At 69.5% G+C, this 13412-nt stretch carries 14 protein-coding genes and 1 pseudogene; 7 read left to right on the top strand and 8 right to left on the bottom strand.

All coding sequences use genetic code 11. The features are described from left to right. Nucleotides 1-140: 140 nt before the first annotated feature. Nucleotides 141-1535 carry an MFS transporter gene (locus SLV14N_RS01765; protein WP_263267682.1) on the top strand — a complete coding sequence of 465 codons (1395 nt, stop codon included), beginning with the start codon at nt 141-143 and terminating at the stop codon, nt 1533-1535. A gap of 92 nt (nt 1536-1627) precedes the next feature. Here the strand turns inward: SLV14N_RS01765 and SLV14N_RS01760 are convergent, their stop codons facing one another. Beyond that, nucleotides 1628-1963 carry a TetR/AcrR family transcriptional regulator C-terminal domain-containing protein gene (locus SLV14N_RS01760; RefSeq protein WP_263273002.1) on the bottom strand — a complete coding sequence of 112 codons (336 nt, stop codon included), beginning with the start codon at nt 1961-1963 and terminating at the stop codon, nt 1628-1630. Between the two features lie 130 nt (nt 1964-2093). Between SLV14N_RS01760 and SLV14N_RS01755 the strand changes: the two genes are divergently transcribed. Both SLV14N_RS01755 and SLV14N_RS01750 read left to right on the top strand, forming a co-directional pair. Next, entirely contained in the window at nt 2094-2198 is a 105-nt protein-coding gene (locus SLV14N_RS01755; protein WP_208688332.1) for an oxidoreductase, read from the top strand. 190 nt (nt 2199-2388) lie between these two features. Beyond that, complete coding sequence (locus SLV14N_RS01750) at nt 2389-2901, top strand: hypothetical protein (RefSeq protein ID WP_208679397.1); 513 nt, start codon at nt 2389-2391, stop codon at nt 2899-2901. Nucleotides 2902-2942: 41 nt separating this feature from the next. Here SLV14N_RS01750 and SLV14N_RS01745 read toward each other — a convergent pair whose 3' ends face one another. The 5 genes from SLV14N_RS01745 to SLV14N_RS01725 all read right to left on the bottom strand — a co-directional run bounded on the left by SLV14N_RS01745 (nt 2943) and on the right by SLV14N_RS01725 (nt 7921). After that, a complete protein-coding gene (locus SLV14N_RS01745) occupies nt 2943-3602 on the bottom strand; it encodes a hypothetical protein (RefSeq protein WP_263267678.1) in 660 nt (219 codons plus the stop codon). A 137-nt stretch (nt 3603-3739) separates the two neighbouring features. Next, entirely contained in the window at nt 3740-5119 is a 1380-nt protein-coding gene (locus SLV14N_RS01740; protein WP_263267677.1) for a cysteine desulfurase, read from the bottom strand. Further along, the gene (locus tag SLV14N_RS01735) at nt 5106-6488 is read right to left on the bottom strand and encodes a family 2B encapsulin nanocompartment shell protein (RefSeq protein WP_263267676.1); all 1383 of its coding nucleotides are present in this window, start codon (nt 6486-6488) and stop codon (nt 5106-5108) included. The genes SLV14N_RS01740 and SLV14N_RS01735 overlap by 14 nt, the downstream gene beginning before the upstream one ends. Nucleotides 6489-6934: 446 nt before the next feature. Next, nucleotides 6935-7237: a hypothetical protein gene (locus tag SLV14N_RS01730; protein WP_208679393.1), complete on the bottom strand. Its 303-nt coding sequence runs from the start codon at nt 7235-7237 to the stop codon at nt 6935-6937. Between the two features lie 60 nt (nt 7238-7297). After that, the gene (locus tag SLV14N_RS01725) at nt 7298-7921 is read right to left on the bottom strand and encodes a TetR/AcrR family transcriptional regulator (RefSeq protein ID WP_263267674.1); all 624 of its coding nucleotides are present in this window, start codon (nt 7919-7921) and stop codon (nt 7298-7300) included. 163 nt (nt 7922-8084) lie between these two features. Here SLV14N_RS01725 and SLV14N_RS01720 point away from each other — a divergent pair, with 163 nt between their 5' ends. The 4 genes and pseudogenes from SLV14N_RS01720 (at nt 8085) to SLV14N_RS01705 (ending at nt 10910) form a co-directional block, all read left to right on the top strand. Beyond that, the gene (locus tag SLV14N_RS01720; protein WP_263267673.1) at nt 8085-8801 is read left to right on the top strand and encodes a hypothetical protein; all 717 of its coding nucleotides are present in this window, start codon (nt 8085-8087) and stop codon (nt 8799-8801) included. Nucleotides 8802-8807: 6 nt separating this feature from the next. Beyond that, nucleotides 8808-9136, top strand: a pseudogene (locus tag SLV14N_RS01715) (LLM class F420-dependent oxidoreductase); the annotation flags it as partial. 421 nt (nt 9137-9557) lie between these two features. Beyond that, entirely contained in the window at nt 9558-10379 is an 822-nt protein-coding gene (locus SLV14N_RS01710; RefSeq protein ID WP_208679390.1) for a trypsin-like serine protease, read from the top strand. Nucleotides 10380-10553: 174 nt separating this feature from the next. Then, nucleotides 10554-10910, top strand: a complete 357-nt coding sequence (locus SLV14N_RS01705; protein WP_263267671.1) for a hypothetical protein — start codon at nt 10554-10556, stop codon at nt 10908-10910. An 85-nt stretch (nt 10911-10995) separates the two neighbouring features. Here the strand turns inward: SLV14N_RS01705 and SLV14N_RS01700 are convergent, their stop codons facing one another. Both SLV14N_RS01700 and SLV14N_RS01695 read right to left on the bottom strand, forming a co-directional pair. After that, entirely contained in the window at nt 10996-11226 is a 231-nt protein-coding gene (locus SLV14N_RS01700) for a DUF6480 family protein (protein ID WP_208679389.1), read from the bottom strand. 167 nt (nt 11227-11393) lie between these two features. Next, nucleotides 11394-13130 (bottom strand): histidine kinase, encoded by a 1737-nt coding sequence (locus SLV14N_RS01695; protein WP_263267670.1) that lies wholly within the window; start codon nt 13128-13130, stop codon nt 11394-11396. Nucleotides 13131-13412: the final 282 nt, after the last annotated feature.

Here is a 13412-nt window from a genome sequence, read left to right as displayed (position 1 = left end):
GAAACTCAACGCAAGACGCCCTCCCTGACTCAACGCAAGACGCCTTCCCTCGCGCCGATGTAGTTGATGGAGCTGAAGGAACTGAAGGAGGCGATCGCGGGACTCCCGATCTCGCTGCCCCGCCCCGCTGGCGGGAGCTCTTGGGCCCGGAGCATCGCGGGGCCGCGGTGGTACTGGCCGCCGGTGTGCTCGTCGGCGCGGTCAATATCTACCTGGCGTCGAGCATGTTGCCCACGGCGGTGGCCGATCTCGGGGGCGAGAGTTTCTACGCATGGAACATGACGCTCTACCTGGTCGCCATGGTGATCGCGACGATGCTCGTCAGCCGGTTCCTCGCACGATGGGGGAGTGCCGGTGCCTACCTCGTCGGGTTCGCCCTGTTTCTGGTGGGCTCACTGGCTTGTGCGGCGAGTCCGACGATGCCGGTCTTGCTGGTGGGCCGCTGTCTCCAAGGACTCGGTGCCGGGCTGCTGTCCGGACTGGGTTTCGCCGTCATCCGGTCCGCGCTGCCACGTCGGCTCTGGACCCGCGGCAATGCGCTGATGTCGGCGATGTACGGCGTCGGAAACTTCGTCGGCCCGGCGCTCGGTGGCCTCTTCGCCCAATTCGGCTCGTGGCGCCTGGCGTTCGTCCTGATGGCGGGGGTCGCGGCGGTGTGCGGCGCGGCCGTGCCCCGCGTGCTGCCCCGAGGTGAACGCAACGGCGCGGCGGCTCCGGTGCCGGTCATGTCGTCGATGCTGGTCACGGCCGCCACCGCGGCCGTCAGTGTGGCGGGCGTCCTGCACGACATCGCGGCGAGGGCAGCCGGCCTCGCGGTGGCGCTGCTGTTGGTCGTCGGATTCGTCGCCCATGAGCGGCGTAGCGAGCGACGGGTCTTCCCCGGCGCGACATACCGTGCGGGTTCCGCACTGAAGTGGGTCTATCTGACGCTCGGTCTGCTGGCCTTCGGCGTCGCGGTCGAGTCGTTCGTCCCGCTGTTCGGCCAACGACTGGCCGGGCTGCCCCCACTCGTGGCCGGTTTCTTCGGAGCGGCCGTCTCCCTCGGGTGGTCGCTGACCCAGATCGGCAGCTCCTCGGCGGTCCGGGAGCGCACTGTGCGCCGACTGCGCACCATCGGCCCGGTGTTGCTTGCGCTCGGCTTCCTCCTCCAGGGGCTGCTGCTGCGCGAGAACGCGCCGATCTGGTGGGTGGTCATCTGGGTGCCGGTGTTGTGCGTCGCCGGCTCGGGCATCGGGATCGCCTACCCGCACCTGTCCGTGGCCGCGATGACGGCCGCCGCGGACCCGGCGGAAGGCCGGCAGGCGGCCGCGGCGATCGCCACCGTGACGACGATGTCCACCGCGTTCGGCACGGCGGTCGCCGGCGTCCTGGTCAGTCTGGGCGGGCCGTCGATGCTCGGCTCGGCGCGATGGCTGCTGTTCGGCTTCGCCGTCCTCTGCGCGATCGGCATCTTCACCGCACGCGCCGCGGACCGTACGAGCCGCCCCGAGCGGTCAGCGGCGGCCGACCGCAGCTCGGTCACCCAGGGCTCGTGAGGGGGGCTCAAGACGTGCAGGACCCGGATGACGTGTCCGCACGCGCGGCCGGGGCGCAAAGGGATCGGGCCGACAACAACCGCCCGCAGTCCTCAGCGGGCGATCCGTGCGGCGATACCGTCAAGAAGGTAGTCGAGGCCGGCGTCGAAGGTGGTCTCCGCGTCGGGATGGGCCGCGTCCTGGACGACCTTGGACAGCGTCGGATAATGGCCGGTGGCCAGCATCCGGCCGAGGTAGGGAGCGGCGGCGCGCTGCCACTGCTTCTCGTCCATGCCGGTGACGCGTTCGGCGCGCAATACGGAGATCTCCTTCCTGATCGCCCCGACCAGGTAGGCGTTCACCGCGTCGACGACGGGCAGGACCGTGTCGATGTCGTCGAATCCGGGAGCCCCGTGCAGCGCGGCAAATGAGGCTTCGGTGTGGGCCAGCGCGTGCGGGCCGAGGTGCGGCCGCCCGGCGAGCAGGTCGGCGAACCCTCGTGCCGGAGAGCGGCCCCCCTGGTGTGGTGGGCGAGGGAGCGCAGCGTGCCGCGCCGCCCTCAGCAGCTACGAGACCGCGATGTTCGAACGTGGCGCCGCCGCCGCGCAGGAATCCGCCGGCATCATGGAGATCATGATCTCCCCCGCCGGTGCGCAGGGCGTGCTGGAGTTCTTTCAGCGGTGAGGATGCCGTTTCCCATGAAACGGGTGATCCCTGCCGAGCAGCACGCCCACGGCGGTATATGGGCAATATGCCTGCGCCCGTCACCCTGATGCGGAATTATGTGGCCAGCGCGCCGGACCTCGGAACGGCCACTGTGAGGTGACGGCGCATCAGCAGTGCGCCCCAACGGGCGCTACACAGGGGGAGATTCATGAGGACCGTACAGCGAACGCTGCTTTCCGGTGCGCTGACCGGCGTGCTCGCACTGACCATGGGAGTGGGGACCGCCGGCGCTTCGACGGCCGATGCGGGGCCTGACACCGCGACCGGCGCCACCACCGTACGCACGGTGGACGCCCGCAGCGGTGACGTGATCACCTGCAAGATCACCACGCACCTCCCGCACTACTCCCACCATGCCCACGCCGACAACCGGCACAGGGTGAACGTCACTGCCGACATCAAGTGCACCAAGTCGGTCGCGCAGTTGGCCCTCCGCGTCGGCCTGTACAAGAACGGAACGCTGTACAAGCAGAGCGGCGCCAAGGTCAACGCCGGACGTAACAAGGTGAGTCAGAACGCCGCGCGCCGCTGCATCAAGCGGCAGAAGTACACCGGCTACTCGGTCGGCGTGGTGACCTTCCCGCCCGGGTACACCCCGCACACCAAGCAGGTGAAGCACACCAGCGCGACGGTCCGCATCAACGCCTGCAAGAAGCGCTGACCGCATGGACCGGAACCCTATGAGAGGTGCTCGACGAGCGGCTAGCCGAGCCGGTCGTCGAGCGCCGCCGGAAGTACCTCGATGTCCGGCGCGCCCGCCAGCTGCTGCGCCAGGCGGGCGGACCCACCGATGTAGGTGGAGTCGAGATCCACGTCCGTGGCGACGCACCAGGCCCGGTCCCGTGGCCACCACAGGTTCGGCGACTGCGGAAAGAAGACCCCCGCGCTCCGGTCTCCCGTGGCCATCGCCGCCTCGATCGGCCCCTCGTACAGCGAGTAGGCGCGTCCGCTCAACTGCACCATCGGCCCGTGGTCATCGGACCAGCCCCAGCCTTCCCAGAGCCCGAAGAGGCACTGCCGCGGTGTGGTGGTTTCCGCTGCCAGCACCGGGCACAGTGCGGCCAGCACATGTTCGGGCAGCGAACCCTGCCACGGTGGCTCATCACCCGGGCCGGCCACCTCCTCGAAGCGCGCCAGAGGGTGCAGCGCGCGGCCCGACCGCTGGGCGACCTCCCACCACCGCTCGAACCGGCCGTCCGACGGCTCGCTGGGATGCAGCAACCGTACGTAGGCCTCGAACCCGGCCGGCAGCAGGGCATGGACACCGCTGTCGAACCCGCCGACGTTCTCCTCGATCCAGCGGGCGGACGACACATCAGCGACCCGCCGCGGCGGCTGGACCCCGTCTCCCGACCGTGTCATGGCTTCGGTTCCCCCTCATATGCGGCCTGGTGCCCAGTATGAACCGTGCACGAGGTCACCGGCCGCCGGAACGGAAATCACCCCGCGCCGACGTCGCCGACCGGTAGCCGGTCGGCGACGCCGGACGGACGGGCGTGTCAGGCGGCCTGCTGCATCTGCTGCAGTGAGGCCACCAGCTTGTCCACCTCCTCGGATGTGTTGTAGAGCGCGAGCGAGGCACGGGCCGCGCTCTCCAGGCCGTAGTGGGCCAGGGCCGGCTGGGCGCAGTGGTGCCCGGCCCGGATGGCGATGCCGTCACGGTCCAGCCAGGCGGCGATCTCCGACGGGTCGTGGCCGGCGAGGGTGAAGGTCAGTACGGCGATACGGTCGGGCGCGGAGCCCAGCAGCTCAAGTCCTGGGACCGTGGCCAGGGCTTGCTGTGCGTACGCCATCAGTGAGGTCTCGTAGGCGGCGATGGCATCGCGGTCGAAGGCGGTCAGCCAGTTCAGTGCGGCCAGCAGACCGACCACGCCGGAGATGTGTCCGGTACCGGCCTCCAGGAGGTGAGGGACGGGGGCATAGGTGGTACGGGTGAAGCCGACCGACTCGATCATGTTGCCGCCGCCTTGCCACGGCGCCATGTCCCGCAGGATCTCCGGCTTCACATACAGCGCGCCGATGCCCGTAGGGGCGAACAGCTTATGGCCGGAGAACACATAGAAGTCGGCGTCCAGATCCTGCACATCGACGGGGAAGTGCGCCACCGCCTGCGCCCCGTCCACCAGCACCTTGGCCCCGTAGCGGTGGGCGAGTGCGGTCATCTCGCGTACGGGCGGGACGGTGCCCAGCACATTGGACGCCTGGCTGAGCGCGACGAGCTGGGTGCGCATGGAGAGCAGATCGTCGTACGCGGTGAGATCGATCTGCCCGTCCGGTTGCAGCGGTACGGGTACCACCCGGGCCCGGGTCTGCTGGGCGATCAACTGCCAGGGCACGATGTTCGAATGGTGCTCCAGCACCGGCACCAGGATGTCGTCCCCGGGGCCGAGGTTGGCCCGGCCCCAGCTCTGGGCGACGAGGTTGATGGCCTCGGTGGTGCCGCGTACGAAGACGATGTCGTCCGGTGAGGGCGCCCCCAGGAACTGGGCGACCGCCGACCGGCCCGCCTCGTACGCCTCGGTGGCCTCCCGGGCCATGGTGTGCGCACCACGGTGGATATTGGAGTTGGCGGAACCGTAGAAGCCGGCCAGAGCCTCGATCACCTGGCGTGGCTTCTGTGTGGTGGCCCCGTTGTCCAGCCACACCAGCGGATGCCCGTTCACGGTCCGGTGCAGGATCGGGACATCACGGCGTGCCAACTCGGGTGAGAAGGCGGCCGTTTGGCCGGGGAGGCCGGTGAACTGTGCGGGGTGGCCGGCCGGGGCGGTCAGGTCCGTGGGCGGGGCCGTGGCGGGATCGGGCGACAGCAGGCCGTCGCCGAGGAGGTTCGGAGTCGGCGCCCCGGGCCACAGACCCCGGACAACGTCAGGAGTAGTCATGGTAGTTGGAGACCTCGACGTTCTGGAGCACGGCGAGCGCGTCCTCCACCAGTACCGCCGTATTGAAGTACGCCGTCATCAGGTAGGACGTGATGCCCTTCTGGTCGACGCCCATGTTCCGCATCGACAGACCGGGTTCCACCTCGTCCTCGACCTTCGCGGGACGCAGACCCACCACGCCCTGCTCGGCCTCCCCCACCCGCATCAGCAGGATCTCGGTGGTGCCGATGCCCGCACTGCCGGAGAACCGCACCTTGTCGGAGGGGAGCAGCGGGACTCCACGCCAGCTCAGCAGCGGGCTGCCGAACCGGTTGTCGATGACCGGGGGCACGCCCCGGCGCGTACACTCCCGGCCGAACGCGGCGATGGCCCTGGGGTGCGCGAGGAAGTAGCCGGGCTGCTTCCAGACCCGGGTCAGCAGCTCGTCCAGATCGTCGGGGGTCGGGGAGCCGGTGCGTGCCTGGACCCGCTGCCCGGGGGCCACATTGTTGAAGAGACCGAACTGCGGGTGGTTGAGCAGCGAGGCCTCCTGCCGCTCGCGCAGTGCGTGCGCGGTGAGGTTGGACTGGGCCCGGATCTGGTCGATGGGCCCGTTGTAGAGGTCGGAGACCCTGGTGTGGACGCGCAACACGGTCTGGGCGAGGCTCATGTGGTACTCGCGGGGCGTGTCCTCGTAGTCGACGAACGTCGCGGGAAGGTCCGGTTCGCCTACATGCCCGGCGCTGAGGTCGACCGGCACCTCGGCGCCCGGCAGCACGCCGTCCGCCGAGAGGTAGGCGTCCATCGCTCCCCGCACGGCCGTGTCGCGTTCACACAGCCCCTCGAGCACCCTGCGCTCGACACACAGTGCCACGCCGGGGGTGAGCGCCCGGACGCGGTACGGCAGGGGCTCGGAGCGGGTCCAGGCGTCGAGATCGAAGTACTGGCCGTCGCCGATCACTTCGAGTACGGCGTCCTCGCCGTAACGGCCGCTCACCCGCTTTTCGGCGCGGCCCTGGGCGATCACCCACAGCTTGTCGTGCGCGTCGCCGTCCTGCGCGAGCATCTGTCCGGCCTCGAAGCTGACTTCCGTGAAGGAGCCCGCCAGTTCGGAGAGCAGCGCGTCGTCGGCCTCCCGGAGGTACGGCAACTCCCGCAGGTCGCCCGGGATGACGCGGGGCGAGCCGCCGTCGGAGTGGATGCTGATGCGATCGTCGCCGAGGACGTAGGTGCGGCGGCGGTTGACGCGGAAGACACCGGCCTCCACATCCACCCAGGGCAGGGCCCGCAGGAGATAGCGTGGGGTGATGCCGCGCATCTGCGGGCTGGTCTTGGTGGTGGTCGCAAGCTGCCGTGCCGCATCCGGGCTGAGACTCGTCTGGTCGTTCACAGGACCTCCTCGCCTACGGGCGTGCCGGCCGGCCGGTGCATGGCCGGCCGACACGCGGGAGCCTGATCGTCCGGTCGGAGCTCCTCCACCCGCAACCAGCTGTGTGCCGGCGTGCGGCCGGAAATGCTCGCCGCACTGACTGTGCAGTCCCGAATACGTGCGCGACTACCTGGCGTTTCAGCGCCACTACCATACGTAGTAGTGTCGCGGCGGTCCGCGACCGGGTGTCCGGACCCATCGCGTGACATCGCCTGACGCCCGATTTACGACGGGATTTACCCTCATAACGGTGCTTTGTATTTCCTAAAGGAAGCCTTATGGTGCCGCCTCATGACGGTCCGTCGGCGTCGCTGGACCACAACTCCCGTGTGCATCAGGGGCGTTGCGCACGGCGGGGGAGGGGTGGGGCGGCCGTGCGGCGCCCGGCCCTCATGCCGGCCGGGCCCTCATGTCAGCCCGGTCTGCGACTTGCTGAACATCTCACCCTCCGAGTAGAAGAACACGGCGTTGCTGCTGCCGTCGGCGCCGTAGCAGGTCCAGGTGGTGGGGTAGTCGTGGGCGCGCTCGGACTCGCTGTTCTGCCGGCAGGTATTGGTGTAGGCGAACAGGCTCTTCTCGCTGCTGCCGGCCTTGATCTTCCGGTACTCGGCGAGGGTCAGCGGGTCGTTGGTGACGGTGCCGCCTTTGTAGGCGCAGGCGATCACGAAGAGGCCGAGGATGCAGCCGCCGGCTATCGCACTCTTCTTCACGGGTCAGGTCGTCCTTTTGCGGGTGGGGAGGGGCGGACCGGCAGGGCGCGGGTCCAGGTGTCAGCCGGTGCCGCTCCGGTGCTCAGATGGCTCGCCGCGCAGGAAGCGCTGCACGATGAGGAGCAGGGTGGGCAGTTGCCCGGCCGGGTCGAAGGATGGCTCAGTGGCCGCGCTGGTGTACATCGAAGCGATCAGGGCCATGACCCATGAGGCGGTGGGGCCCGGGTCGAGGCCGGGGTCGATCTGACCGGCCGCGGCGGCCTTGGTGAGCAGTTCCGTGATCACGGAGTGCTCGTCGGTGCTGTCCTGGCTCAGGAGTTCCCCGAGTTCGGGGTCGCGGTGTGCCTGGAGCATGGCCTCCATCACCAGCGGCGGCGTCAGAGGTTCCGCGGCGGGTGCTGCCAGGAACTCCACGACGTCCAGGAGGGCGGTCCACGGGTCGGCGCCGGCCGTCGCCCGGGCAAGCCGCTCGGTCTTGTCGTCCTTGTCGTCCTGGAGGAGGGCGAGGAAGATCGCGCGCTTGTTGGGGAAGTAATGGAACACGTTCCCCGAACTCATACCGGCGGCCTTGCAGATCTGCGCCGTCGTGGTGCGCTCGAACCCCTGCGTGGCGAAGAGCTCGCACGCGGCCTGCACGATGTGCTGACGCCGCGCTGCGTGTTTCGCCGGATCGATCGTCCTCATGGCTTCACCCTATGACTGACCTTCCACGTCACTGAACTGCTCCTTCGCATCAGCCAATAATAGACCGCGCACTCGGTTTATGATTGGCTTCCGCTCTGCACCGCACCGCGCCGGTCTCCTCCCGGCCGCGGCGACGCAGACTCTCTGAAGGGGGACATCACACATGGATGACCGGCTCACACCGCACGTCCGGCTGGACAAAACCACGGTGCTGGCTCAGCCGGCCTGGTCAGTAGCGCTTGTTCACCTCGTCCTCGTGCTGCTGGGAGCCGGAGCGGGCCGGCTGGTCAAGGTCCTGGCGGAGTGGCTGGTGACACTGCCCTGGGCGCCCATGCAAGGGCCGGCCAGGCTCCTGACCTCGGTTCCGGAGCCCTGGCTCACCGTCGGCCTCGTGTGTGCCGGAGCGGCCCTGGGACTGACCGTGGGGCTCATAGCCCAGTACCAGGAGCTCTCCGTCGCCGTATCGGACGAACGGATAACCCTTACCCGGAAAGCCAAAGACCGGGAGTTCGCGCGCGAGCGCGTCGTCCAGGTTTTCCTGGACGGCAAACAGCTCGTTCTGCTGGACGCCGACAAGGACGAACTCGCCCGGGAAGCCTGCGATCTGAACGCCCAGCGTGTCGCCGACGCCTTCAGAACCCATGGCTACAGCTGGGCGGACGAGGACCCCTACAAGGACGACTTCCGGCGCTGGGTGTCGGACATGCCGGGACTGCCACAGGGGGCCAACGCACTGCTGAAGGCCCGCGCGCAGCTGCTGGAAAAGAAGGGTCCCACCGGGGATCTCCGGGAGCTGCGCGAAGAGCTGGCCAGGATGGGGGTCGTCGTACGCGACGAGAAGAGGCGCCAGTACTGGCGGTTGAACCAGCGACGGGCCTGAGGCGGCGCAGCGGCGGAGTCCGCCGGCCGTCCGGCGCCCCGCATCGTGGCGCTCGTACACGGCGTCGTCACCGACGATGTCGACGCCGTGCGCGAGAGGGCCACCGAACAGCTCGCGTTCTACGAGCAGTTCCCGTCCTACGCACGGGTCATCGAACTCTCCGGCGGCAAGCGGGCCGCCGATGTGGCCGTGATTGGGGACGAGCGGACGGTCGCCGCCGAGGTACGGCGCTACCGGGCGCCGGGGCGACGGAAGTCGTGTTCTCAGGAACAGAGATTGCCGGGGACGCCGACCGGCGGCGCACCTGGGCGCTTTTGGGGGAGTTGGCGGGGTGAGCGCAGTGGCTCGGCTCCGTGCGTCCGGCTCCCGGGCCCGTCCGGCTCCCGGGCCCCGTGTGGCTTCTGCGACCGGGGCCCGCTGCCGTGACCGGCGGTATCTCCGTGCCGGTGCGCCGTCCGTGCCGACCACGGACGTCCGCGCCCCCTACTGGTCAACCACAACTCCCACCAGCGGTTCTCCAGCCGACCCGCGCTCCGTCGCGGAGCCGCCGCGGCAGCGACCCTGACGGTGAATCAGGGGACGCTCACTCCGGAGGATGACCCCTGACGCGACCGTGGTCTGACTACTCCCGCGGCCTCTCGCAGTTAACTTCGACTCATGTCATCCGAGACGGGATGCGAGAGACGGGGGAACGAAGTGAGTGGGGAAGTGCAGTGGCGACCGGTGCGGTGTGGTCGTCGGAGGCGTGCGGGGGCGGTGTTCGGTGCGCTCCTGGTCGGTGTGGCGCTGAGCGTGAGCACGGCCGGCTCGGTGCACGCCATGTCCGGGGGTACACAGTTGCCTCAGCGGGGCGCGGCTCCGTGGCTGGCGACCCTGGCAGTGAAGGGTGACGCTCCGCTGCTGCAACGCGCCTCGTGCGGCGGTGCGCTCATCGCTCCCGACCGGGTCCTGACGGCGGCCCACTGCCTCGACGGCCAGGACACACGGCGGGCGGAGGTCCACATCGGGTCCTCGGTCCTGTCGCAGGACCCCGGCACCGTACGCGACATCCGCAGCGTCACCACACACGCCCGATACGAGCTGCTGCCTTCCCCCGCCGACCCCGACAATGTCGCACTCTCCTCGGCGGCCTACGACATGGCAGAAATCCGCCTCAGCGCCCCGGTCCGAGGCGTCAAGCCGCTCCCCGTCGCGCACCACCGGCCGCTTCCCGGCACCCCCGTATCCATCTTCAGTCACGGCACCACGGCCGCACCGGACCCCTCCCAGCCGGGTAAGGAGATCCGCGGTGACGTCCTCCGCCGCGGCGACCTCACCGTCCGCACCCATGCGCAGTGCGCCGCCCAGACACCGGCCGTCGTGGATGAAGCCTCGGTCCTGTGCGCCCGTGACATATCCGACGGTGGCACGACCATGTGCTTCGGAGACAGCGGCAGCCCCCTCGTCATATGGGGACGCCGCGGCCCTGAGCTGGTCGGCGTCTTCAGCTTCGCCGGCGAAACGGCCGGCAAGGTCTGCGGCCAGGCCGCCGACGCCGCGTTCGCCGATGCTCCGGCGCTCCTGGCAGGGGTGCAGTGACGCGCGCTGCGGTCGGTGCGGTAGCCCTCGGGGTATGGAGAGGGCTCGGCGTGGCGCAGGAAACGGCATAGGTGTGTTGTTCGGAAATAGGGTGTTCAGCCAAGACTGCTGCCCAGTAGGGGGATTCGGCTGATCCGCTCCCCGCGAGGTCCACAGGTCGCTACGGTGACGGGCATGGATTCCAGTGACGTGCCCGGCGCCGACGAGTGGCCGCTGCCTCCTCCATGGATGTGGAGCTGCCACGAGTGCACCGAGCTGTACAAGGCGATGAAGCACGCCCCCGAGGTGGTGGATGCCGCACGCGAGGCGGGTGAGCCGGGGGTGGACTACGACCCCCTCGACACGGTGGTGTCCACCCAGATCCGGCTGGCCCGGCACATCGCCACCCACCATGCCTCGGACGTCCCCGCGATCGACCCGTCATGCGACAGGTGCGCGTTCGACGAGAAGCGGCAGATGCCTGCCGTGCTCGTCCTGGAACACCGTGCCCGTCACGTATTCGCCCCGCCGAGCATCGCCGGTCTGTTGTAACGCTTGCAGCGCTTGAGCAGGGCGGGCGACGCGGTTCATCGGCAAGGCGGCCGCCGCCGGGTCGCCACCGATGTCGTCCGGCCGGTTACAGCGCCACGATCACGGCGTAAGCGATGAAGAAGGCCGCGCAGAGCACGACGATGATGCCGAGGACGATGACCGGGCCCGTGGACCAGCCGCGCGTCTGCTTGTCGCGGGGGCCGGTCTCTGCCCCGGTACTGCCCTCGCCCGGGGGTGTTTCCTCGGGCGGCACCCCGCCGCCGGGCCCGAGGCCTGGCGCATCACGTGGATCCGGTTCCGGATGTTGAGTACTCATACTGGAATCTTGCCCGATATCGACCGAATTCATCGGGGGAGGGGAACAGGGCATCGGCCAAGCGGACGCGGCGGAGTTCCTTCTTCTGCGGACGCGTCGCCCATGTGTTACGGGGGGCATCCGCGCAGGTGAACCCCCTCGCGAGGCGGAGCTCCGCGGAACCGTGCTCAGCGGAGGGGGACGGTGGCGGTGATCCGGAAGCCGCCGTTCTCCAGTGCCCCGGCCTCGAAGGTGCCGCCGAGCACGGTGACCCGCTCGCCCAGCCCCACCAGACCGTGTCCTCCGCTCGGCAGCAGGGTGGGCACCGGCCCGGCCGGGGCCTCGTTCTCCACGATCACCCGCACCGCGTCCTTCCGGTACCGCACCTCCACCCGGGCCGGTACGTTGCCCGCGTGCTTGTGGGCATTGGTCAGCCCTTCCTGGATCACCCGGTACAGGGTGGGCTGGACCGTGGAGTCCGTGGCCGACGGTTCGCCGATGACGTCGAAGGCGATCTGCATCCCGGCGGCCCGTGACTCCTCCACGAGGGTCGCGAGGTCCTCCGGTGTCGGCTGCGGGGAGAGCGGAACCTGTTGCTCCGCGTCGTCCAGGCGCAGCACCCCGAGCACCTGGCGCAGCTCGTTCAGTGCCTGCCGGCCCATGTCCCCGATCAGCCGGCCGGTGTCCGTGGCCACCCCGGGGCCGCCGGCTCCGGCCTCCAGCGCCCCGGCGTGGACCACCATCAGGCTCACCCGGTGGGAGACCACATCGTGCATCTCCCGGGCAATGCGGGTGCGCTCCTCCATCCGGGCCTGCGAAGCCAGGAGATGCTGCTCCCGTTCCAGCCGGTCCGCCCGGTCCTGGAGGGTCACCATCAGACTCCGCTTGGCACCCCGGTACATGCCGAACAGCACCGGCACGACCACGGAGGGCACCACGAGGAAGATCGAGAAGGGAATGAACTGGTCGGCCTTGAACTCCGTGGCGACCATGGTCCACGCGACGAGGACCACGGCCGCCGCCCCGGAGCCGAGGAGGAGATTGCGCCGCGACGCCCCGTACTTCGCCAGCGCGTAGAGGCTGACGGGGAGGATGCTGAAGGAGGGCATTACGAGAGGGATGAGGAGCACCGCGACCGCGGCGAGCGCGTCCGGATAGCGCCGCCGCCAGATCAGCGCCACCCCTTGCACCATCACGAGCAGGACGAGCACCGGAGCCGGCACCAGCAGTGGATCGCCTTCCGCGCCGTTCAGACCGCTCACCAGCGCGATCGGATTCGCGAGCGGGAAAAGCAGGACCAGCAGGACGTCGAACAGCATCGCGCTCCGGTGCTCCCACCACCAGGGCTGCCGCGGAGCTCTCGGGTAGAGGCCGGCCAGTACAGGCACCACAACGGCCATCAGACCGGCGAACGCGATGACCACCGGCTCCTCGGTGACGTCCCTCCCGTGGGGCGGGTCGTACTGCAGCAGATGCAATACGGCGACGCCCAGAAGGAGCAACAGTCCGACCGGCGCGCCGACGAACACCGTACGCAGCCGCGGTGTGTGCCGGGCCAGCGAGTAGTACGCCACCACCGTGGCCAGGACGGATCCGGTGCCCAGGAGGAGCCCGCAGGTGATGGCCGCGGTGACCACCGCGGGGAATCGGCGCCGCAGTATGAGCAGCAGAGCGCACACGACCGTGAGCCCTATTGCCCAGCCCTGGGGGAGCGGGCTGTGCAGCTGCTCCTCCAGGAAGGTGGAGCGGAACTGTGCGTCGAACCACGCACAGCCCATGGCTATCAGAACGTCCAGGGCGATCGCGCCCCATGGCCGCCACCACGAGGGAAGCTCAGGAAGCCGGAACAGCGGGCCCGGGCCGGGCGGCGCCCGGTCCGGCAGGGGAGCGGGCGCGGTGGCGGGGCCGGCAACCTCAGGGGACATAGCGGCGACCAAACGGACGTGCGGACAATTCTCGGTATGTTACGTCGCCCCCGTCCGGACCGGACCCTCCGGAGCGCGCCCGGGCCCGGGAGGGGCTTGGAAGGAAAGGCCGAAGCACTCGGGCGCGGGGCTCGCCGGGCCGCGGAGTGGCCATCATCGCCTGGCTGGAAGGGACGCGTCGCCGACACTCGCCGCTGTCCTGGTGCGGGCCGCGATGTTGCTGCGGTGCCGTGCGGCAGCGGCACCCTTGGCCACATGGTTTCGGTCCGCCCCGTCTACAGT

It is taken from the genome of Streptomyces sp. Je 1-4 4N24, from assembly GCF_026239515.1.
Classification (GTDB): domain Bacteria; phylum Actinomycetota; class Actinomycetes; order Streptomycetales; family Streptomycetaceae; genus Streptomyces; species Streptomyces nigrescens.
Note: the sequence above shows the minus strand (reverse complement) of the source record. Positions and strands in the feature narration are given on the sequence as shown.

Coding starts and splice junctions, on each gene's coding strand:
- SLV14N_RS01755 (WP_208688332.1), top strand. CDS start 2,094: ATGTTCGAACGTGGCGCCGCCGCCGCGCAGGAATCCGCCGGCATCATG.
- SLV14N_RS01750 (WP_208679397.1), top strand. CDS start 2,389: ATGAGGACCGTACAGCGAACGCTGCTTTCCGGTGCGCTGACCGGCGTG.
- SLV14N_RS01745 (WP_263267678.1), bottom strand. CDS start 3,602: ATGACACGGTCGGGAGACGGGGTCCAGCCGCCGCGGCGGGTCGCTGAT.
- SLV14N_RS01740 (WP_263267677.1), bottom strand. CDS start 5,119: ATGACTACTCCTGACGTTGTCCGGGGTCTGTGGCCCGGGGCGCCGACT.
- SLV14N_RS01725 (WP_263267674.1), bottom strand. CDS start 7,921: ATGAGGACGATCGATCCGGCGAAACACGCAGCGCGGCGTCAGCACATC.
- SLV14N_RS01720 (WP_263267673.1), top strand. CDS start 8,085: ATGGATGACCGGCTCACACCGCACGTCCGGCTGGACAAAACCACGGTG.
- SLV14N_RS01705 (WP_263267671.1), top strand. CDS start 10,554: ATGGATTCCAGTGACGTGCCCGGCGCCGACGAGTGGCCGCTGCCTCCT.
- SLV14N_RS01700 (WP_208679389.1), bottom strand. CDS start 11,226: ATGAGTACTCAACATCCGGAACCGGATCCACGTGATGCGCCAGGCCTC.
- SLV14N_RS01695 (WP_263267670.1), bottom strand. CDS start 13,130: ATGTCCCCTGAGGTTGCCGGCCCCGCCACCGCGCCCGCTCCCCTGCCG.